Genomic DNA, 19957 nt, shown 5'->3' with positions numbered 1-19957 from the left:
GTGAGCGAGAACAGCAAAATCGAGTGGACCGACCACACATTTAATCCGTGGGAAGGTTGCCAGAAGGTCGGCCCGGGCTGCGATCATTGTTATGCCGAGGTGCGTAACGCGCGCTTCGGCGGCGGCACGGCGATCAATTGGGGGCCCGGAGCGCCACGGCGCCGCACGTCGCCGGCGAACTGGCGCCAGCCGCTGCAATGGAACACTACGCACGCCGAGTTCTTCGCCGCGCACGGCCGCCGGCAGCGCGTATTCTGCGCGTCGCTTGCCGACGTGTTCGACAACGCCGTTGATCCGACGTGGCGCCACGATCTGTTCGATCTAATCGAGCAGACGCCGAACCTTGACTGGCTGCTCCTCACGAAGAGGATCGGGAACGTCATGTCGATGATTAGCGAGACGGCTCAGTATCGGTTTGACTTGGAATGCCTCGAAAACCCGAGCCTGCCCAACAACGTCTGGCTCGGTGCGACGATCGTCAGCCAGGAAGAGGCCGACCGCGACGTTCCGAAGCTGCTCGCTGCGCCAGCGCGAGTGCGCTTCCTGTCGATGGAGCCGCTCCTAGGGCGCGTGCGCCTCGATGCCATTTGCGGGCAAGACTGGGACGAGGATCTTCGCGTCAATGTGCTTACGGGATACGGCATCACATCTCCCCGCCAAGAGAAGCCTCACCAAGTTCTCGAAGAGAAGATCGACTGGGTAATCGTCGGTGGCGAAAGCGGCCGAGGCGCGCGGCCGATGCATGCGGACTGGGCGCGTTCGCTGCGAGACCAGTGCGCCAACGCTGGTGTTCCCTTCCTGTTCAAGCAATGGGGTGAATGGTCTGAACCCGGCGTTAGCTTTCCTGACGGAAGACCAGATCTATCTGAATCCGACGAACTCGCGCGATTCAAAGTCGGCAAGAAAACCGCCGGCCGCCAGCTCGACGGCCGTACGCACGACGAATTTCCGGGGGTCGAATGAAAGAAAGACCGATCCTTTTTAGCGGCGCCATGGTGCGCGCGCTGCTCGACGGCAGCAAGACGCAGACGCGACGAATTCTCAAGCAGGCATCCGGGCCAAGTCTGAGTGTCGACTGCGACGATCGTGGTTTGGCCGAGCTATCGTGGCTACATGGCGACGGCCCCGGGCACGAAGTCCATGAGCGCATACAGCGAGTGCCGTGTCCCTATGGTGAGCCCGGCGACCGACTCTGGGTGCGCGAATCGTTCTGGGGCTGCGATGCGCCTGGCTATGGTGATCAGCCGTGCGTGGTTTATGACGACGAGTGGCACGGAAAGGAATACCGGGCCGCCGAGATCAGGCCGTGGGCGCGCAAATTTGGACGCATCCCATCGATCCACATGCCGCGCGATTGTTCGCGCATCACGCTCGAAATCACTGGCGTGCGCGTGGAGCGGTTGCAGGACATCAGCGAGCAGGATGCGCTCGCCGAGGGCGTCGAGTCTCCTGACGCCGAGCGCGACGAACACGATTGGAGCATCTGTCCGCAGTGCGGCGGCACACGTCTATATGACGCAATCGGGCCGAATCTCGGCGTAATGCCGGACACCGATTGCAGGAAATGCGACACGCACGCGAAGCGATACCGGAACTCATGGGACAGCCTGAACGCTGCGCGCGGCTACGGCTGGGACACGAACCCGTGGGTGTGGATCGTCGAATTCAAGAGAGTTGCGGAGTGAGCATGGATACCCGACTAATGTCCGATCAGGATCTCATCGACGTAACCGGCAAGAAGCGTCACAGCGCGCAGGCTGCGTGGTTCGAGCGTCATTTCGGCATCACGCCAGTGCAACGCGCGGACGGGCGTATCATCCTCACCTGGGCGGCGTTCGAAGGGTTGCAGGCCAAACGCGCCGGCGTCGGGCCCGCGACCAGCAGCGCGAACACCGAGCGTCCGCCTCTCATGCCGATCCGGAGGGCCGCTTGAACGCTCGTCGCAGAACCAAGGCGGACGGCCTGCCGAACCGCGTGTACAACCGCTCGAACACGTTCTGGTGGGTGCGCAACACTGACCAGAAATGGATCCGGCTGTGCCGCGTCGACGAGGGCGAAACCCGGATGCTCGAGCGCCTCGCAGAGGAAAAGCGGAAGATCGAGATCGATCCGGATTCCGGCAACATGCCGCGTCTGCTCGACATCTACATGCAGACCCACGAAAAGCAATACGCGGAATCGTTCCAGGCTGAGTGGAAGCGGCGCGGCGAGACGATCAAGACAGCGTTCGCGAAATACGACATTCAGCAAGCGGACGCGGGCGCGATCGACGACTTCCTGCGTGGCAACTGGGCAGACAAGCTGCCCACATTTCAGGCGATGCACGGCTGGCTGTCGAAGTTCTTCGCTTGGGCAACTGTGCGGCGATACGTGAGCGCCAACCCGTGCCGGGAAGTTCAGGTGAAGAAGCCGAAGGTCCGTAAGGTGTATATCCCGAACGGGCACTTTCTGGCGATTCGCGCGGCGCTGACCACCACGACGTATGAGAAGAAGATCAAGGGAGAAGTCCGCACCATCACGGCCAAGGTGCCGAGCGGGCCGATGATGCAGGTATTTGTCGACCTCTGCTACCTGACGTGCCAGCGCTCGACCGAGATTAGATACTTGCGGCTCGATCAGATCGACCGGGAAGCCGGCGTGATTCACTTCGTGCCGACGAAGACGGAAGATTCGAGCGGCGAGGCTGTAGATTGGCCGATCACGCCAGAGATCGACGAGGTGCTGAAGCGCGCTCGTGCGCTTGAACCCACATTCGGACAGACGTATGTCGTGCGCGATGCACACGGTCAGCCGTACACGGATCAGGCTTGCCGCGACGCGTGGGAAGGCGCGATGGTCCGCGCGAAGCTAGGCGACAAGCCCTACACGATCAAGGATATTCGCGCAAAGGCAATGACCGACGCGAACAAGGCTGGCTACGACCTCGATGCCCTGCAAGTGGCAGGTGCGCACTCTGACCGGTCGACGACAGCCGGCTACATCAAGTCGCGTCAGGTGCCGGTTTCGACAGTCAGGTTAGCGCTTCCGGGCGGCTGAATATTGGAATACTTCCAATATGCCTTTGAATTGCGCTGAGATAGACAGCCAATGAAAAAGCCGCAGCGCCTTACGGCGTGCGGCTTGTATCTTGGTCGGGGCGAGAGGATTTGAACCTCCGACCACCTGCACCCCATGCAGGTACGCTACCAGGCTGCGCTACGCCCCGAACAGCACAAAATTATAACAGACACTTCATTCGAATAGAACCGCCTGCACCAACAAAGCGACTAGCGGCTCAACAGATCGATTACGTGCAGCAGTTCCTTGCGCAACTGCTCAACGTCGACGGCGGCTGTTGTTGCTGCCGGCGGGACGACGCCTTCCATCTGCTCTCCCGCCTCAGCGGATGCGCCGTGCGCCCCGCCGCCATGCGAATCGAGCCGGTTGCGCGCGCCGTTGATCGTGAAGCCCTGCTCGTACAGCAACTCCCGAATCCGCCGGATCAACAGCACCTCATGATGCTGGTAGTAACGGCGATTGCCGCGCCGCTTCACCGGCCTCAACTGCGTAAACTCCTGTTCCCAATAGCGCAACACATGCGGTTTCACGCCGCATAGTTCGCTGACCTCACCAATCGTGAAGTAGCGTTTCGCCGGAATCGGAGGCAAGACGACTTTTTCCATCGTCGCTGTCATCGTCAGTTAGCCGTCGTGGTGGGTTGCGCAGGAACGCCGCAGTCGATCAGCGCGTGAAGCTCGCTTCCGCGCCGTTCTCGACCAGAGCCTTCAGCTTTTGACTTGCATGGAACGTCACAACGCGACGCGCGGCAATGGGAATCGCCTCGCCGGTTTTCGGGTTTCTGCCGGGACGCTGCGGCTTGTCGCGCAACTGGAAGTTGCCGAAGCCCGACAGCTTCACGCTGTCGCCGCTTTCCAGCGCATCCCGGATCACCTCGAAAAACGCTTCCACCATGTCTTTCGCTTCCCGCTTGTTGAGCCCGACATTGTCGAACAGCAACTCGGCAAGTTCCGCTTTAGTGAGCGTCGGCGTTTCAGTTGAAACGGCGGCGGGTGATGTCGGAATTTCTCGAATCATGGCGCTGCGTTGCGCCGTAAGAAGGGCTTCGAAATCACTCGAGTTCATTTCATTCATATCTATCAAATGGCGCGCCAAGCAGAAAACAAAGGATGCGGAAACAGCCGTGCAATTGTTAAATGCGGGTTATCCGCGCAACCGTGCGCCATATACTCGAGCCAGACGTTCCACCAGAGTCTGAATGGCCAGATCGACCGTTTCGTCCTGAAGGGTCCCGCCAGTATCTTGCAAGGTCACACGGAACGCAAGGCTTTTCTCGTGAGCGGCCAGACCGCCGGAAGTGTTTGATTTTGGACGGAATTCGTCGAAAAGCGCAACCTTCTGAACGGTCTTGCAGGCGGCCTCGGACTGGGCCTGGTAGAGCTCGTCGAGCAGCGCCTGAACCTCGATTTTCTGATCGACAACCACCGCGATATCGCGACGCACCGGCGGGAATTTAGACACTTCCGACGGTGTGGGCAATATGCGCTGCATTAATGCTTCCGCTTCGACTTCAAACAGAATCGGCGCATGCGGCAAATCATATTTTTGCATCCAGCGCGGATGCAGTTCGCCAATCCAGCCGACTGCGCGGCCATTCAATTCGATGCGCGCGCTGCGTCCAGGATGCAGCGCCGGATGCTCTGCCTTCATGAAGCGCGCCACGGCCGGCGCGAGCACCGCTTCGAGATCGCCCTTCACGTCGAAGTAGTCGACGGTGCGCGCCGGCGCGCCCCATTGCTCTTCGAGCGCGGGACCGTAGGCGAGCCCACCGATCATCTTCGGCTGCGCGAAGCCTTCGACCGTCAGCTCGCCGGCTTTGATAGACGGATCGTGCAAGAACACGCGGCCGGCTTCGAACACGCGCACGCGGTCCGCTGCACGGCGGTTCAGATTTGTGTGCAGCACGTGAATCAGGCTGCCGAACAGCGTCGTACGCATGACCGACAACTGGCTTGCAATCGGGTTCAGCAAACGCACGGGCTTGTCATTGCCTGCGAAGTCCTGTTCCCAGTCGGCATCGACGAAACTGAAGTTCACCGTTTCTGCGTAATCGCGCGCGGCGAGCGCGTGACGGATCGAGTGAATCGAGCGGCGCGTTTCGTTGGTCGCGCGCATTTCGCTTGTCGCGACCGGCGGGCGCGCCGGGATCTTTTCGAAGCCGTAGATACGCGCGACTTCTTCGATCAGGTCTTCTTCAATCTCGATATCGAAACGGTACGACGGCGGCATCACCGAGAACGTGTCGCCATCGCGTTCGAATGTGAGACCTAGACGCGTGAAGATCTGCGCGATTTCATCGGCGCCGATCGCGACTCCGATAATGCGGTTCGCGCGCGACACGCGCATCTTCACGGCCTCGCGCTGCGGCACGTTGACGATCTGATCGTCGACCGGACCGGCTTGGCCGCCGCAAATGTCGAGGATCAGTTGCGTGATGCGCTCGATATGCTCGACGGTGCTGGCGTAGTCGACTCCGCGCTCGAAGCGATGGCCCGCATCCGTGGAGAAGTTGTATTTGCGCGAACGGCCGCGAATGCTATCCGGCCACCAGAATGCGGCTTCGAGATAGATGTTGGTCGTGTCGAGTGTGACAGCCGTACTGTCGCCGCCCATGATGCCCGCGAGGCTCTCAATATGTTGTTCGTCGGCGATCACGCCAACGGTTTCATCGAGCTCGACGGTGTTGCCGTTCAGCAGCTTGAGCGTTTCGCCCTTGCGCGCCCAACGCACCTCCATGCCGCCGTGGATCTTGTCCAGATCGAACACGTGCGACGGCCGGCCCAATTCGAGCATCACATAATTTGAAATATCGACGAGCGCCGAGATGCTGCGCTGCCCCGAACGCTCCAGACGTTCAACCATCCATTGCGGCGACTTCGCATGCGCATTGACGCCGCGGATGACACGACCCGAGAAACGGCCGCAGAGATCGGGCGCCGAGATTCTGACAGGCAGCGTCTCGCCGAGCTTCACTTCGACCGGCTTGATCTCAAGCGGGCGCAACGGCGCGCCGGTAATGGCGGACGTTTCGCGCGCCACGCCGAACACCGACAAGCAGTCCGCCTTATTCGGCGTCAGCTTGATTTCGAAAATGGTGTCGTCGAGATTGAGCGTTTCGCGGATGTCCTGGCCAATCGGCGTATCTTCCGGCAGGACGAGGAGCCCGCTATGATCTACGGAGAGCTTCAGTTCGCGCGCCGAGCACAGCATGCCCTGGCTTTCCACGCCACGCAGCCTGGAGAGTTTGATGGCAAACGGCGTGCCGCCCGCTTCGGCCGGGGGCAGTTGCGCGCCGACCAGCGCCACCGGCACCTTGATGCCCGGCGCGACATTCGGCGCACCGCATACGATGTTCAGCGTCGCGCCCGTGCCGGCGTTGACCTGACAGACGTTGAGCTTGTCCGCATCCGGGTGCTTGACGACTTCCAGCACCTGGCCGACCACGATCTTCGAGGTCGGCGGCGCAGCCGGTCGCAGGTCTTCGACTTCGAGACCGGCCATCGTCAATGCGTGCGACAGCTTGTCCGTCGTCAGTTGCGGATCGACAAAGGTTCTCAGCCAGGATTCCGGGAATTGCATGGTTCTGTGTACGTTCTGATCGGGTTAGGTCCACGTGAGGCAAGTTACTGCGAGTCACTGACAGTCACTACGAGGACGCTGTGGCGGCACGCATTGCGTGCGGTGCCGCGCTCTATGCTTGTGGCGTCGTACGCGTTCGTTCAAGCGAACTGACGCAGGAAACGCAAGTCGTTTTCGAAGAACAGACGCAGGTCTTGCACGCCATAGCGCAACATGGTGAGCCGTTCGAGACCGCTACCGAACGCAAAGCCAATGTAGCGCTCAGGGTCGAGGCCCATGTTGCGGATCACCGTTGGGTGAACCTGGCCTGAACCCGAAATCTCGAGCCATTTGCCTGCGTTCTTTCCCGTTTCGAACAACATGTCGATCTCGGCCGACGGCTCGGTGAACGGGAAATACGACGGGCGGAAACGAACGAGAATATCGTCGCGCTCGAAAAATTTCTTGAGAAAGTCGGTGTAGACGCCCTTCAGATCGGCAAAGCTGATGTTTTCGTCGATCCACAGGCCTTCGACCTGGTTGAACATCGGCGAATGAGTCGCGTCGCTGTCCACACGGTAGGTGCGGCCGGGCACGATCACTTTGATCGGCGGCGTGTTGGTACGCGCGTAACGCACCTGCATCGGGCTCGTATGCGTGCGCAGCAGCAATTGACGGCCGTCGGCATCTTTGCCGTCGACGTAGAAAGTGTCCTGCATCGAACGCGCCGGATGATTTTCCGGGCTGTTCAACGAGGTGAAGTTGTACCAGTCGGTTTCAATCTCAGGGCCGTCGGCTACGTCGAATCCGATGCTGCCAAAAATCTGTTCGACGCGCTCCCACGTGCGCATCACCGGGTGCAGGCTGCCCGCGTTAGTGCCGCGGCCCGGCAGCGTGACGTCGATGGCTTCAGCGGCGAGGCGCTGATTCAGCAACGCGTCGGCCAGCGCCTGGCGGCGAGCCGTCAACGCAGCTTCAACGTGTTGCTTGACGAGGTTGATCCGTGCGCCCTCGGTCTTGCGCGTTTCGGGATCGAGTTTGCCAAGGCCCTTCAACAGCTCGGTCAGCGCACCCGATTTGCCGAGAAAGCGTGCTTTCTCATTCTCGAGGGTGGTGACGTCGGAGGCTTCTGCGAAGGCTTTTTGCGCGTCGGCGACAATCTGGTCCAGGTCCATTGATCCCATCATTTCAACGTCAGTGTTCTATCGAAGCAAACTGGTTCTACCAACAAAAACGGGGCTCGGTGAGGAGCCCCGTTTTTGCTGCAACGTCACCGAGACTACCGGATCTTCGCTGCAACGAACCACGCAGTTTTAATTGCCAGAAGCGCAATCAGGCTGCAACGGCGGCTTTCACCTGCTGAACGATCGCAGCAAAAGCAGCCTTGTCGAACACAGCCATGTCGGCCAGCACCTTGCGGTCGAGTTCGATCGAAGCCTTCTTCAGGCCGTTGATGAACACGCTGTACGTCATGTCGTGCTGGCGCACCGCCGCGTTGATACGCGTGATCCACAATGCACGGAACACACGCTTCTTGTTGCGGCGATCGCGATAGGCGTACTGGCCTGCGCGCATGACCGCCTGCTTGGCGATGCGATAGACGTTATTGCGACGGCCGCGGTAACCCTTGGCCAGCTTGATGATCTTCTTGTGACGGGCCCGTGCGGTAACCCCACGTTTTACTCGAGGCATGTTTCGCTCCTATGAGTTTCGGTTAAGGGTTAAGCGAACGGCAGCATTGCGCGCACGGAGTTCAGATCGGAATCATGAACTGCCGTCGAACCGCGCAGATGGCGTTTGTTCTTGGTGGTCTTCTTGGTAAGAATGTGGCGCTTGAAGGCTTGACCGCGCTTGACGGTACCGCCCGGACGCACCACGAAGCGCTTTGCAGCACTCTTCTTGGTTTTCATCTTCGGCATGACAACTCCATTATTAGATGGACATGGGTGTGCGGTCGGCCAGATGGCCATGACCCGCCCTTCGAAACCCATTCCACTTGGTATGCAGACCACCGATACCACCGGCAGCCGCTTTTCAGGAAACGGCGCGCATTTGCATAAGCGCCGCTCCGAAACCTGCTCATACCGCACCGGACACCCGGCGCGGCATCATCCAATCTCTCACAACCAGAACGCGCGCCACGTGGCGCGCCGCCGCTCTGACCGCTTACTTCTTTTTCTTCGGAGCGAGCACCATGATCATCTGGCGCCCTTCCATTTTCGGCATTTGCTCGACCTGACCGACTTCGTCGAGGTCCGTGCGCAGGCGCTCGAGCATGCGCATACCGATTTCCTGGTGAGCCATTTCGCGGCCACGGAAACGCAACGTGATTTTCGTCTTGTCGCCGTCGTCAAGGAAGCGGATGAGGTTGCGCAGCTTGACGTTGTAGTCACCGTCGTCAGTGCCCGGGCGGAATTTGACTTCCTTGACCTGGACGATCTTCTGCTTGAGCTTGGCCTCGTGTTGCTTCTTCGCTTCCGAGTACTTGAACTTGCCGTAGTCCATCAAGCGGCAAACCGGCGGAACCGCTTGCGGCGCGATTTCGACCAGATCCACGTCTTGCTGTTCCGACATGCGGAACGCATCAGCGAGTTTCACGATGCCGAGCGGTTCGTTCTCGACTCCGACCAGACGCACCTCGGGTGCCGTAATTTCACCGTTGATGCGGTGCGCAGACTTATCAGTAGCGATGTTACGTTTCCTCTAAAAATTAAAAAAACGAGCCGGGCTGCCAAGTGGCTCAGTTGAACGACTGCACGTTCTGGCGCAGACGCTCAATGAAGGAATCGACAGGCATGACGCCAAGGTCGACACCACCACGGGCACGCACGGCTACCGTTTGGGCTTCACGCTCCTTGTCGCCGACCACAAGCAGGTACGGCACCTTCTCGAGCGTGTGCTCACGTATTTTATAGCTAATCTTCTCGTTGCGCAAATCGGCCTCCACTCTAACCCCTTGTTTTTGCAACGATTGGGCCAGAGACTGTGCGTATTCGGCCTGACTTTCGGCGATATTCATGACCACCACCTGCATCGGCGCGAGCCAGGCAGGCATTGCACCAGCATGGTGCTCGATCAGAATGCCGAGAAAACGCTCCATCGATCCGACGATTGCCCGGTGCAGCATGATCGGGCGGCGACGGCTGTTGTCTTCCGCGACGTATTCGGCGCCCAGACGCTCCGGCAGCACCATATCGAGCTGCAACGTGCCGCATTGCCACGAGCGGCCGAGCGCGTCCTTGATGTGATATTCGACCTTCGGGCCGTAGAACGCCCCCTCGCCTGCCAACTCTTCCCACGTCACGCCGCAAGCCGTCAACGCTTCGCGCAGACCCTGCTCGGCACGGTCCCAGGTTTCGTCGGTGCCGGCACGCGCGTCGGGGCGCAGCGACAGCTTGATCTCGACGTTGTCGAAGCCGAAATCGCGGTACACGCTCATGGCCAGCGTGTTGAATGCAATCGACTCGCTGATGAACTGGTCTTCGGTACAAAAAATGTGGGCGTCGTCCTGCACGAAACCGCGCACGCGCATCAAGCCATGCAGCGCGCCCGACGATTCATTGCGGTGACACGAGCCGAACTCCGCGTAACGCAGCGGCAGATCGCGGTACGAACGCAAACCGTGATTGAACACCTGCACGTGACCGGGGCAGTTCATCGGCTTGATCGCGTAATCGCGCTTTTCCGATTCCGTCGTGAACATGTTTTCACGATAGTTCTGCCAATGGCCCGATGCTTCCCACAGCGAACGGTCCATGATCATCGGCGTCTTGATCTCGAGGTAACCGGCGTCGTTCACGCGGCGGCGCATGTACTGCTCGACCTGTTGCCATAGCGTCCAGCCACGTGGATGCCAGAACACCATGCCCGGCGATTCGTCCTGCATGTGGAACAGATCGAGTTGCTTGCCGAGCTTGCGGTGATCGCGCTTCTCGGCCTCTTCGAGCATGTGCAGATACGCGTCCTGATCTTCCTTCTTCGTCCAGGCCGTACCGTAGATGCGCTGCAATTGCTCGTTCTTCGAATCGCCGCGCCAGTACGCGCCGGCCAGCTTCATCAGCTTGAAGACCTTGAGCTTGCCGGTGGACGGCACATGCGGACCGCGGCACAGATCGGTGAAGCCGCCATGCGAATACAGCTTGATCTCGTCGGTAGCGGGAATCGATTCGATGATCTCCGCCTTGTACTTCTCGCCGATGCTCTTGAAGTAGTCCACCGCTTCGTCGCGCGACACCACGCGACGCGAAACCGGCTCGTCTTTCTTCGCCAGTTCCTGCATGCGCTTTTCGATCTTCTCGAGATCTTCCGGCGTGAAGGGGCGGCTGTAAGCGAAGTCATAGTAGAAGCCGTTGTCGATCACCGGACCGATCGTGACTTGCGCTTCAGGGTACAGATCCTTCACCGCGTACGCGAGCAAGTGCGCCGTGGAGTGACGAATGATATCGAGACCGTCTGCGTCTTTTTCGGTGACGATGGCAAGCGCCGCGTCATGGTCGATCAGCGTGGACGTATCGACCAGTTCACCGTCGATCTTGCCGCCGAGCGCGGCCTTCGCGAGGCCAGGGCCGATCGAAGCAGCCACTTCGGCGACGGTCACCGGGTGCTCGTACTGTCGAACAGAACCGTCAGGCAGACGTATCGAAACCATTGTGTTCTCCGTGGTGCCGACCGGCGGCGGCATATACAACCATCTAAAAACCCAAAAAAAATGCGGCCCCGCTTTCGAGGGGCCGCATTCACATTTCCTGCAAACTACACTGGCGAAATTGGTCCTCGACTAGCGTCGCTCCGAAGTGGTTTCGGTCAACGTTCGCGGTGTCATAACCGTATTCGCCTTTTGCGCCACAGGCGCTTACTGCAGCTTGCGAAACCCCGGCAATACCGGAATTTCTCTTTCGTTGGTAGGCTCGATTGGACTCGAACCAACGACCCCCACCATGTCAAGGTGGTGCTCTAACCAGCTGAGCTACGAGCCTGAAGAAACGAGATTATATGGAGCCCCACACTGCTTGGCAAGTACTTTTATGCATCGACTTTCAATTACTTCTACACATGTTATCCACTCGCTCGCGCATGAGCGCGTGCATGGATCAAGTCATCGACCCGCCACCCCGTTAGCCCTTGCGCGATGCCCGCACGACACCCGTCACTTCGCCGAGCAACGTGCAAGCGCGTTGAATCTGCGCGGCACTCGATACTTCCACGGTGAATTGCATGAACGCGGCATTACGGCGTGTCTGCGTCTTGACGCCGATCACGTTCATCTTTTCACGCGCAAAGACTTCCGAAATATCGCGCAGCAAACCCTGGCGGTCGGTTGCTTCGATCGAGAGGTCGACCGGATACACCGATTGCCCGCGGCCGCTCATCACGTCCGCCGACCATGCCGTTTGCAACACACGCTCCGGCGCGCGTTCGGCCATGCGCAAGAACGTCGGGCAATCGCTACGGTGAATCGACATGCCCTTGCCGCGCGTCACAAAGCCGGAGATGTCGTCGGGCGGCGCCGGGCGGCAGCAGCGCGCAAGCTGTGTGAGCAACGCGTCGACGCCGACCACCAGCACGCCCGTCGATGCACCGCGCGCCACGCTCGCGCCGCTACTGCGCTTCTCGAATTGCTCGGGGACTTCGACCACCGGTTCCGGCGGCGGTGCATCGTGCAGCGCCTGCTCGACGAGCCGCAAACTGAACTCTTCCTTGCCGACGACCGAGAACAGATCCTCGGTAGTCTTGAAGCCGAGTTTGGCAGCGAGTTGATCGAGGTTGACAGACGTCTTGCCCTCGCGCTGCAAGGTTTTTTCGACCATCGCGCGGCCACTCGCAATGTGCTCCTGCAGTTCGACAGCGTTGAACCAGGCGCGCACTTTCTGACGTGCGCGCGGGCTATGCAGATAGCCGAGCTGCGGGTTGAGCCAGTCACGCGACGGCCCGCCTTCTTTCACCGCGACGATCTCCACCGTCTGGCCGTTCTGCAACTGCGTATTCAGCGGCACCATCGCGCCGTCTACGCGCGCGCCACGGCAGCGATGCCCCAACTCGCTATGCAGGTGATAGGCGAAATCCACCGGCGTCGCGCCATGCGGCAACGCGATCACACGCGCTTGCGGCGTCAACACGTAGATGTGGTCGTCGTCAAGCGTGGCCTGGCGCAGCTGCTCCCACGGCTGTGCTGTGCGCTTGTCGCCGTGCTCCCCCTCCGACACGTCGTCCTTCCACGCGAGCAATTGACGCAGCCACGCGATCTTCTCGTCGTACTTCTCATTGGCGGCGAACTGGCCGCCGTAACCACGTGTGCCGGCTTCCTTGTAACGCCAGTGCGCGGCCACGCCGTATTCGGCGAACTGATGCATGTCGTGCGTGCGGATCTGCACCTCGAATGCGCGGCCGTCGTCGCCGATTACGACTGTGTGCAGCGACTTGTAGCCGTTCGGCTTGGGCCGCGAGATGTAATCGTCGAACTCTTTCGGCACCGGCTGCCACAGGTTGTGCACAATGCCGAGCACGGTGTAGCAATCCTTGATGTCCGGGACGATCACGCGAAACGCGCGCACGTCGTACAGTTCCGCGAAGTCTAGCTCCTTGCCGCGCATCTTCCGCCAGATGCTATAGATATGCTTCGGCCGGCCGCTGACTTCCGCGTGAATATTCGCGGCAGCGAGTTCCTGCTGCAGGCGTTCAATGGCCTGCGCCACGTAGCTTTCCCGTTCGACGCGCTTCTCGTCGAGCAGCTTCGCGATGCGCTTATAAGTTACCGGCTCCTGGAAGCGGAACGCGAGATCTTCGAGCTCCCACTTCAATTGCCAGATGCCGAGGCGGTTGGCGAGCGGCGCGTAAATATCGAGCGTCTCACGCGCCACATCCGGTGACGGAGTGAGCTTCGCCGCCGCGTAATAGCGCAGCGACTGCAGACGCGACGCGAGCCGGATTAACACCACGCGAATGTCCTGCGCGAACGCGAGCAGCATCTTGCGCAACGCTTCCACCTGCGCGCGCCGCGCGGCCTGTGCATCACGCCCCGCTTCGGGCATTGCGTTCTGAGCGGCGCGCAAGCTCACGGTGCCGAGGCGCAGCAGCTTGCGCACGTCGCCGACGAGTTGCGCGACTTCTTCGCCGAAGTTGTCGGCAATCACGCGCTCGGGGTCGCGCAAATGTGGCGTCAATGCAAACAATGCCGCCGCCAGCACGGCCGGCGGATCGACGTTGAGCGTACGCATGATCGACGCCGTGCCCGCCGCGTGATCCGCGAGCAATTCGCCCGACGACAGCCGCACCTCGCCCGCATTCTGACGCACAAACGCCATCGCTTCGTCAAAAGACGGGAGGGGATTCGGCGTGCGCGTAACGATTTCGGTATTCATGGTGCGGCGGCCCGTGGGCCTAAGCAAATCAACGGAATTTCGACAACAACTGCTCTGTCTGGCTTCGATTCGTTTCGCTTAGCTGCGCTGCGCAGCAACCACGACCACTTCGACGAGGCACTTCGGGTTCGCAAGCGGCGCTTGAACGGTAGCGCGCGGCGGCGTCGCGCCTTGTGCGACCCACTCGTCCCACACTGCGTTCATGCCGGCGAAATGCACCATGTCTGCGATGAAAATTTGCACCGACAACAAATGCGATTTGTCGCTGTTCACTTCAGCCAGCAGACGGTCGATGTGACCGAGCACTTCGCGCATCTGGCCCGTGATGTCCTGGTCCGCGTCTTCGGCGATCTGCCCTGCGAGGTAAACGGTGCCGTTATGCACGGCGATTTCCGAAAGGCGCTTGCCGACATGGTGACGAATGACTGCCATGAAGAATCCTGAAGTAGATGGAAGTATGTTGAACGGACATGCATCTGGTATGCCGCGCTAAAACGTCATGCCGAACTGCATATTATGACGCGTCGTCAGCCGGACCGATAAAGAACTGCCTCGCAATGTCGATCTGATCGGCCGAGAGAAACGCCGGCGCGTGCCCCACGCCGCTGATTTCGACGCTCGAAACGGCGCGCCCCGTGTGGACCATCTTCGCGACCGTTTCGCGCGACAGCAAATCGGACAGTTCGCCTCTCACCACCAGCACCGGCCCCTGAAACGACGCCAGCGAATGCCACAGCGCGCCCTCGCCCAGCTTCGCGGTTTCTTCCGTCGTCGCGGCAAAGGGCTGCGCGATGCGCGGATCGTAGCGGAAAAGCCACGTGCCGTTCTCTTCGCGAAGCAGCGGCGTATTGATTTCGCGCCATTCGTCCGGCGTGAGCGGGCCGAAGGTTCGCGCGAGAAACGCTGCGTGATCGATACCTTGCTGCAGCGACTCGAAACGCACGGGCTTGCCGAGATAATCGCCGATACGCTGAACGGCCTCCGGTTCCAGATGAGGCCCGACATCGTTCAGTAACAGCTTGCGGATAGGTGTGTCCGCGAGGCCAGCGAGTCCGAGCCCGATCAGGCCGCCCATCGACGTGCCGAACCAGTCGACTGTTTCGACATTCAGCCGCGCAATCAGCGTGACCATGTCGGCGACGTATTGCGGCACGGCATACAGGTTCGGACTGGCGAGCCACGATGACAGGCCCCGGCCGACCACATCAGGACAGACCACACGGTAAGTGCCCGCAAATTGCGCCGCAAGCCGGTCGAAGTCGCGCCCCGAGCGCGTCAAACCGTGCACGCACAGCAGCACGCGCGGATTGTCGGGATCGCCCCACTCGGTGTAGGCAATGCGGTGCAGACCCACGGCGCTCGCGCACTGCACATAACGTTGGCGGGGCATGGGCCGTTCGCCCGCGAAAGCTGTCGTGGCAGTCATCTGTGGTCCTTGTAAAAGCGTTGCGGATCGGGCCTGGCGTTAGCGCCAAGCGCCAGGAACCGGCAAGCATCGAATCTTCAAGTGATTGGTTCGGACGATTGTAAACCGCTTTGACGCGCTGCAAGGATCGGCCAAACGGTATAAGACGGTCGCCCGAAAAACGCGTGCCCAAAAAAGGAAAAGCGGGCGAGACTCACGCCTCGCCCGCTTTCCCGACGCCTCAAGCTCACGCGCACACGTCAGCCGGACAGCGGATTTCCGCAACGTCGATTCGACATCAATTCATCATCAATTCAGCTCACCGCGCTCACATCGAGCGGCGCGCCCGTCTTCGCCTTGATCTCGTCGACGCTCACGCCGGGCGCCAGTTCGGTCACCTTCAAGCCGTCGTCCGTGACTTCGATCACGCCGAGGTCGGTGATGATCTGGTCCACCACGCCCACCCCGGTCAACGGCAGCGTGCATTCTTCGAGAATCTTGTGCTGATCGCCCTTCGCGACGTGCTCCATCAGCACGACCACGCGCTTGACGCCGGCCACCAGGTCCATCGCGCCGCCCATGCCCTTGATCATCTTGCCAGGGATCATCCAGTTGGCGAGATCGCCTTTCTTGCTGATCTGCATTGCGCCGAGAATTGCCAGATTGATGTGGCCGCCGCGAATCATCGCGAACGAATCCGCTGATGAAAAAATCGACGAGCCAGGCAGCGTAGTCACCGTCTGCTTGCCCGCGTTGATGAGGTCGGCGTCGACTTCGTCTTCAGTCGGCGACGGTCCGATGCCAAGCAGGCCGTTTTCCGATTGCAGCCACACCTCGACGCCCGGCGGCACGTGGTTAGCCACGAGCGTCGGCAGGCCGATGCCCAGGTTCACATAAAAGCCGTCCTGCAATTCCTTCGCCGCGCGCGCGGCCATTTGGTCACGAGTCCATGCCATGATCAGTCTCCTTTCGCGCGAACGACGCGTTGTTCGATGCGTTTTTCCGGATGCGCATTGAGCACGATGCGCTGAACGAAGATACCAGGCGTATGAATCGCGTCCGGATCGAGCTCGCCCACCTCGACGATTTCCTCGACTTCCGCGACGGTAATGCGGCCGGCCATCGCGCACATGGGATTGAAGTTGCGTGCCGTGCGGCGATAGATCAGGTTGCCCGACTTGTCGGCCTTCCATGCCTTGACGAGCGCGACGTCCGCCGTCAGCGAATGTTCCAGCACGTAATGGTTTTCGCCGAACTGACGGGTTTCCTTCCCGTCGGCGATCAGCGTGCCGAAGCCAGTGTTCGTGAAGAACGCCGGAATGCCCGAGCCGCCCGCGCGCAGCTTTTCGGCAAGCGTGCCTTGCGGCGTGAATTCGAGTTCGAGTTCGCCGGCCAGATACTGGCGTTCGAACTCCTTATTCTCGCCGACATACGACGAAATCATCTTCTTGATCTGGCGCGTCTCGAGCAGCAACCCGAGGCCGAACCCGTCGACGCCCGCGTTGTTGCTGATGCAGGTGATGTTTTGCACCTTGGTGTCGCGCAGCGCCGCGATCAGCGCCTCGGGAATGCCGCACAGCCCGAAGCCGCCGACGGCAAACGTCTGCCCGTCCTTGACGATGTCTTTCAGCGCCTCGGCGGCGCCTGGATAGACTTTGTTCATCAGTATGTCCCTTCCTTTATGGAAACCCGAAACCGGTTTATTGCGGCTGGTACGACATGCTCGGGCGCGGCCCGACACGTCATTCTAGTCATCCGGGAGACGCTGTGCGTTCAGCTTGAGTGAAGCTGCGCGCAAACGCCGCCGCGGGCGCTTCGCCGCGTTCTCATGTGCCCGAAAGAGTACGCTCGCCGCGCCATACGGCACAATACGCAAAAATACATAAGTACTTGCCGCCAGCCCATGCCCGCACTGGATTACCAAACCGCTTTTCATCTCGCTCCGATCGGGCTCGTGCTGTCGCGTGAGCGCACTATCGAAGACTGCAATGACGAACTCGCGTCGATTTTCGGCTGCCCGCGCGAGGCGCTGCTCGGGCAGTCGTTCCAGATTCTGTATCCGTCGACGGACGAATTCGAGCGGATCGGCGCACGGATTCCGCCGATCATGACCGCCCAGGGCAGTTACGCCGACGACCGCATCATGAAGCGCGCCAACGGCGAACTGTTCTGGTGCCACGTGACGGGCCGCGCGCAGCGGCGCGCCGACCCGCACGCGGCGGGGGTCTGGACTTTCGAGGATTTGAGCGCGACGCGGCGTGTGGCCGTGGAACTGACGCCTCGCGAGCGCGAAATCGCCGCGCAGCTCGTGACGGGCAAAACGAGCAAGCAGATCGGGCGGGTGCTGGACATCAGCCCACGCACGGTGGATGTCTATCGCGCGCGGCTGATGCGCAAATACGATACCGGCAACGCAACCGAATTGCTACAGCGCCTGCTTGGGCATTGATTGAACGCAAGAGCGCAGCGTGAAGCCGCGTTGTGCGAAGTGAGGAGGTGAAGAGCGGCCCGAAGTCACGCCGCGAACTCGAGCCGCAATAACCGCGAACTTACGCGGCGGGCTCAGCCGTTTTCACCAGCGCGGCGCGCTCGATGGTCGCGCGCAACACGTCAGGAACCGGCACCGACTTGCCGGCCGCATAGTCGATCCACACGCAGCGGGCAGCGCCGCGCGCATAAACGGTGTTCGGGTTGTCTGCGCGCACGAGTTCGAACCCCGTGTCGAAGCTGCTGCGCCCAGGCGTCGCGACGCTCATGCGGCCGATCACGTCGCCGGGATAATGCAGTTGCTTGAGGAACTCCATCGACGCATTCACGATCACCGGCCCCTGCCCGTCCGCATTGTTGCCGGCAAAGCCGAGTTGCTCGAACCAGGAGATGCGCACCTGCTCCATGTAGCGGAAATAGACCGTGTTGTTCACATGGCCGAATGCGTCCATGTCGCCCCAGCGGATCGGCATCGACATCTCAAAAACGGCGTGAAAATCGCTCATCGTGCTTCTGCTCTTCTTACTTCTTGATGGATTGAATTCGGGTTGACTCGTGGCGAAACAGTTCGATGCCCGCACCTTAGCGCAGGCCTTTTATTGGCAGAAGGCCCGCACGCGTAAAACAGTTTCTTCGGAACTGCGTCACCGGAGCTGCCCTGCGGTGAAAATGCCCGTCGAACCGCACGCCAAACCGGACGCAAAATCGCGCTCAGGACAGACCGAAGCCGTCGTCGGCGGCGATCACCGAGCCGTTGATGAACTGCGATTCGTCGGCCGCCAGCAACAGCAGAAGCCCGTCCAGGTCGTCAGGCTTGCCGACGCGATGGCGCGGCAGCATCGACACGAGCTTTTGCCCCTGCTCGGTCGACCAGTGATGATGATTGATCTCCGTGTCGATATACCCGGGGCAGATCGCGTTCACATTGATTCCGTGCTTGCCCCATTCGAGCGCCATGGCCTTCGTCATGTGGACCACGGCCGCCTTGCTCATCGAATACAGACCGATTTGCGGCAGAACGCGCAAGCCCGCCATGGACGCGATATTGATGATCCGGTACGACGGCTTCTGCGCATTGTTGCCGCGCATGATCATGCGCTTGGCCACTTCCTGCGCGACGAAGAACGCGCCGCGCGTGTTGGTATCGAACACATATTCGAAGTCGGCGGGTGTGACTTCGGACAGCTTCTGCGTGGTCGACACGCCCGAATTGTTCACCAGAATGTCGATGGTGCCAGCCTCGGTTTCCGCGTGCGCGACCGCCGACTTGATGCTCTGATAATCCGTCACGTCGAGCGATACGACGTGTGCTGCGCCGCCCGACGCCTCGATCTCAGCGCGCAGTTCCTTCAGACGCTCGGTTCGCCGGCTCGCCAGCACCACTTTGGCGCCCGCCTGCGACAACACTTGAGCAAAGCGCTTTCCCAACCCGCTCGAGGCGCCGGTGATCAGCGCGACCTTCCCTTCCAGATTGATCGAACGGCCCATTGTCGTTCCTTGTTCGGTTGTAGTTACGAATGCGGTTGTCAGTCGCGGCCCGACCCAATGTTCGGGTCAATACCGTATCACACGAATAGAACGCTCGTGCTAATCTCTACTGATCTGGTTGCGGTGCAAGAATCGATCGCCCACAATACGATCCCGAAAAAAGCATTCTAACGGTAAGAGGAGCATCAATGACCCCCGCAAGTCTCATTGAGCAGTACGGCCCGCGCGAGTCGATGGAATACGACGTCGTGATCGTCGGCGGCGGCCCGGCTGGCCTGTCCGCGGCGATCCGCCTGAAGCAGCTGGCGGCGGACAAGGGCGTCGAGCTTGGCGTCTGCGTACTGGAAAAAGGCTCGGAGATCGGGGCGCATATTCTCTCGGGCGCCGTGATGGACCCGCGTGCGTTGAATGAACTGATTCCGGACTGGAAGGAAAAAGGCGCGCCTCTCGATGTTGAAGTGACCGAGGACCGCTTCCTCTTTCTCACCGAAACCGGCTCGAAGAGCGTGCCGAACTGGGCGCTGCCGGATAACTTCAGGAACCACGGCAACTATGTGATCAGCCTCGCAAACGTCACGCGCTGGCTCGGCCAGCAGGCCGAAGC

The 19957-nt window shown here is 60.5% G+C and carries 21 protein-coding genes and 2 tRNA genes; 6 read left to right on the top strand and 17 right to left on the bottom strand.

Annotated features, from left to right (window positions below; genetic code table 11):
• From C0Z16_RS27835 to C0Z16_RS27820, 4 genes are read left to right on the top strand one after another with little or no spacing between them, the layout of a single operon-like run.
• Nucleotides 1–963: a phage Gp37/Gp68 family protein gene (locus tag C0Z16_RS27835; protein WP_102635274.1), complete on the top strand. Its 963-nt coding sequence runs from the start codon at nt 1–3 to the stop codon at nt 961–963.
• Complete coding sequence (locus C0Z16_RS27830; protein ID WP_102635273.1) at nt 960–1685, top strand: ASCH domain-containing protein; 726 nt, start codon at nt 960–962, stop codon at nt 1683–1685. Before C0Z16_RS27835 ends, C0Z16_RS27830 begins: the two co-directional genes overlap by 4 nt.
• A 2-nt stretch (nt 1686–1687) precedes the next feature.
• Complete coding sequence (locus tag C0Z16_RS27825) at nt 1688–1933, top strand: DUF4224 domain-containing protein (protein WP_102635272.1); 246 nt, start codon at nt 1688–1690, stop codon at nt 1931–1933.
• Complete coding sequence (locus C0Z16_RS27820; protein ID WP_102635271.1) at nt 1930–3036, top strand: tyrosine-type recombinase/integrase; 1107 nt, start codon at nt 1930–1932, stop codon at nt 3034–3036. Before C0Z16_RS27825 ends, C0Z16_RS27820 begins: the two co-directional genes overlap by 4 nt.
• 92 nt (nt 3037–3128) lie before the next feature.
• Here C0Z16_RS27820 and C0Z16_RS27815 read toward each other — a convergent pair.
• The 15 genes from C0Z16_RS27815 to C0Z16_RS27740 all read right to left on the bottom strand — a co-directional run bounded on the left by C0Z16_RS27815 (nt 3129) and on the right by C0Z16_RS27740 (nt 17041).
• Nucleotides 3129–3205 (bottom strand) — tRNA-Pro (locus C0Z16_RS27815).
• A 61-nt stretch (nt 3206–3266) separates the two neighbouring features.
• Nucleotides 3267–3674: a MerR family transcriptional regulator gene (locus tag C0Z16_RS27810; protein ID WP_102635270.1), complete on the bottom strand. Its 408-nt coding sequence runs from the start codon at nt 3672–3674 to the stop codon at nt 3267–3269.
• A 46-nt stretch (nt 3675–3720) separates the two neighbouring features.
• A complete protein-coding gene (locus C0Z16_RS27805; protein WP_006052505.1) occupies nt 3721–4131 on the bottom strand; it encodes an integration host factor subunit alpha in 411 nt (136 codons plus the stop codon).
• A 69-nt stretch (nt 4132–4200) separates the two neighbouring features.
• Complete coding sequence (pheT, locus tag C0Z16_RS27800) at nt 4201–6636, bottom strand: phenylalanine--tRNA ligase subunit beta (protein ID WP_102635269.1); 2436 nt, start codon at nt 6634–6636, stop codon at nt 4201–4203.
• A 140-nt stretch (nt 6637–6776) separates the two neighbouring features.
• Nucleotides 6777–7790: a phenylalanine--tRNA ligase subunit alpha gene (gene pheS / locus C0Z16_RS27795; RefSeq protein ID WP_167403565.1), complete on the bottom strand. Its 1014-nt coding sequence runs from the start codon at nt 7788–7790 to the stop codon at nt 6777–6779.
• 157 nt (nt 7791–7947) lie between these two features.
• Entirely contained in the window at nt 7948–8307 is a 360-nt protein-coding gene (gene rplT, locus C0Z16_RS27790) for a 50S ribosomal protein L20 (protein WP_006052502.1), read from the bottom strand.
• A 29-nt stretch (nt 8308–8336) separates the two neighbouring features.
• The gene (gene rpmI, locus C0Z16_RS27785; RefSeq protein ID WP_006052501.1) at nt 8337–8534 is read right to left on the bottom strand and encodes a 50S ribosomal protein L35; all 198 of its coding nucleotides are present in this window, start codon (nt 8532–8534) and stop codon (nt 8337–8339) included.
• Between the two features lie 247 nt (nt 8535–8781).
• Nucleotides 8782–9306 (bottom strand): translation initiation factor IF-3, encoded by a 525-nt coding sequence (gene infC / locus C0Z16_RS27780; protein WP_074263967.1) that lies wholly within the window; start codon nt 9304–9306, stop codon nt 8782–8784.
• A gap of 49 nt (nt 9307–9355) precedes the next feature.
• Nucleotides 9356–11263, bottom strand: coding sequence for a threonine--tRNA ligase (gene thrS, locus C0Z16_RS27775; RefSeq protein WP_102635268.1), 1908 nt, complete (start codon nt 11261–11263; stop codon nt 9356–9358).
• A 251-nt stretch (nt 11264–11514) separates the two neighbouring features.
• Nucleotides 11515–11591 (bottom strand) — tRNA-Val (locus C0Z16_RS27765).
• 138 nt (nt 11592–11729) lie between these two features.
• Entirely contained in the window at nt 11730–13973 is a 2244-nt protein-coding gene (locus tag C0Z16_RS27760; protein ID WP_102635267.1) for a RelA/SpoT family protein, read from the bottom strand.
• 78 nt (nt 13974–14051) lie between these two features.
• Nucleotides 14052–14405: a RidA family protein gene (locus C0Z16_RS27755; RefSeq protein ID WP_102635266.1), complete on the bottom strand. Its 354-nt coding sequence runs from the start codon at nt 14403–14405 to the stop codon at nt 14052–14054.
• Between the two features lie 82 nt (nt 14406–14487).
• Entirely contained in the window at nt 14488–15399 is a 912-nt protein-coding gene (locus C0Z16_RS27750; RefSeq protein ID WP_102635265.1) for an alpha/beta fold hydrolase, read from the bottom strand.
• A 293-nt stretch (nt 15400–15692) separates the two neighbouring features.
• A complete protein-coding gene (locus tag C0Z16_RS27745; protein WP_102635264.1) occupies nt 15693–16334 on the bottom strand; it encodes a CoA transferase subunit B in 642 nt (213 codons plus the stop codon).
• A 2-nt stretch (nt 16335–16336) separates the two neighbouring features.
• Nucleotides 16337–17041, bottom strand: coding sequence for a CoA transferase subunit A (locus tag C0Z16_RS27740; RefSeq protein ID WP_102635263.1), 705 nt, complete (start codon nt 17039–17041; stop codon nt 16337–16339).
• Nucleotides 17042–17281: 240 nt separating this feature from the next.
• On the opposite strand from C0Z16_RS27740, the gene C0Z16_RS27735 reads away from it, so the two are divergent.
• Nucleotides 17282–17827, top strand: coding sequence for a LuxR C-terminal-related transcriptional regulator (locus C0Z16_RS27735; RefSeq protein WP_102635262.1), 546 nt, complete (start codon nt 17282–17284; stop codon nt 17825–17827).
• A 100-nt stretch (nt 17828–17927) separates the two neighbouring features.
• Here the strand turns inward: C0Z16_RS27735 and C0Z16_RS27730 are convergent, their stop codons facing one another.
• Both C0Z16_RS27730 and C0Z16_RS27725 read right to left on the bottom strand, forming a co-directional pair.
• Nucleotides 17928–18371 (bottom strand): acyl-CoA thioesterase, encoded by a 444-nt coding sequence (locus tag C0Z16_RS27730; protein WP_102635261.1) that lies wholly within the window; start codon nt 18369–18371, stop codon nt 17928–17930.
• A gap of 205 nt (nt 18372–18576) precedes the next feature.
• Complete coding sequence (locus tag C0Z16_RS27725) at nt 18577–19353, bottom strand: SDR family oxidoreductase (RefSeq protein WP_102635260.1); 777 nt, start codon at nt 19351–19353, stop codon at nt 18577–18579.
• A 188-nt stretch (nt 19354–19541) separates the two neighbouring features.
• Here C0Z16_RS27725 and C0Z16_RS27720 point away from each other — a divergent pair.
• A partial coding sequence (locus C0Z16_RS27720) for an NAD(P)/FAD-dependent oxidoreductase (RefSeq protein ID WP_146014359.1) occupies nt 19542–19957 on the top strand: 416 nt, incomplete at its 3' end.

It is taken from the genome of Paraburkholderia rhynchosiae (assembly GCF_002879865.1).
In the GTDB taxonomy this organism is placed as follows: domain Bacteria; phylum Pseudomonadota; class Gammaproteobacteria; order Burkholderiales; family Burkholderiaceae; genus Paraburkholderia; species Paraburkholderia rhynchosiae.
This window is presented reverse-complemented; position numbering and strand designations above follow the sequence as displayed.

What these genes read in the sequence shown, in the direction of transcription:
- C0Z16_RS27755 (WP_102635266.1), bottom strand. Translation starts at nt 14,405, where the DNA reads ATGGCAGTCATTCGTCACCATGTCGGCAAGCGCCTTTCGGAAATCGCC.
- C0Z16_RS27730 (WP_102635261.1), bottom strand. Translation starts at nt 18,371, where the DNA reads ATGAGCGATTTTCACGCCGTTTTTGAGATGTCGATGCCGATCCGCTGG.
- C0Z16_RS27830 (WP_102635273.1), top strand. Translation starts at nt 960, where the DNA reads ATGAAAGAAAGACCGATCCTTTTTAGCGGCGCCATGGTGCGCGCGCTG.
- C0Z16_RS27740 (WP_102635263.1), bottom strand. Translation starts at nt 17,041, where the DNA reads ATGAACAAAGTCTATCCAGGCGCCGCCGAGGCGCTGAAAGACATCGTC.
- C0Z16_RS27810 (WP_102635270.1), bottom strand. Translation starts at nt 3,674, where the DNA reads ATGACAGCGACGATGGAAAAAGTCGTCTTGCCTCCGATTCCGGCGAAA.
- C0Z16_RS27725 (WP_102635260.1), bottom strand. Translation starts at nt 19,353, where the DNA reads ATGGGCCGTTCGATCAATCTGGAAGGGAAGGTCGCGCTGATCACCGGC.
- rplT (WP_006052502.1), bottom strand. Translation starts at nt 8,307, where the DNA reads ATGCCTCGAGTAAAACGTGGGGTTACCGCACGGGCCCGTCACAAGAAG.
- pheS (WP_167403565.1), bottom strand. Translation starts at nt 7,790, where the DNA reads ATGGACCTGGACCAGATTGTCGCCGACGCGCAAAAAGCCTTCGCAGAA.
- rpmI (WP_006052501.1), bottom strand. Translation starts at nt 8,534, where the DNA reads ATGCCGAAGATGAAAACCAAGAAGAGTGCTGCAAAGCGCTTCGTGGTG.
- C0Z16_RS27760 (WP_102635267.1), bottom strand. Translation starts at nt 13,973, where the DNA reads ATGAATACCGAAATCGTTACGCGCACGCCGAATCCCCTCCCGTCTTTT.
- C0Z16_RS27745 (WP_102635264.1), bottom strand. Translation starts at nt 16,334, where the DNA reads ATGGCATGGACTCGTGACCAAATGGCCGCGCGCGCGGCGAAGGAATTG.
- C0Z16_RS27805 (WP_006052505.1), bottom strand. Translation starts at nt 4,131, where the DNA reads ATGAATGAAATGAACTCGAGTGATTTCGAAGCCCTTCTTACGGCGCAA.
- C0Z16_RS27750 (WP_102635265.1), bottom strand. Translation starts at nt 15,399, where the DNA reads ATGACTGCCACGACAGCTTTCGCGGGCGAACGGCCCATGCCCCGCCAA.
- thrS (WP_102635268.1), bottom strand. Translation starts at nt 11,263, where the DNA reads ATGGTTTCGATACGTCTGCCTGACGGTTCTGTTCGACAGTACGAGCAC.
- C0Z16_RS27735 (WP_102635262.1), top strand. Translation starts at nt 17,282, where the DNA reads ATGCCCGCACTGGATTACCAAACCGCTTTTCATCTCGCTCCGATCGGG.
- pheT (WP_102635269.1), bottom strand. Translation starts at nt 6,636, where the DNA reads ATGCAATTCCCGGAATCCTGGCTGAGAACCTTTGTCGATCCGCAACTG.
- C0Z16_RS27825 (WP_102635272.1), top strand. Translation starts at nt 1,688, where the DNA reads ATGGATACCCGACTAATGTCCGATCAGGATCTCATCGACGTAACCGGC.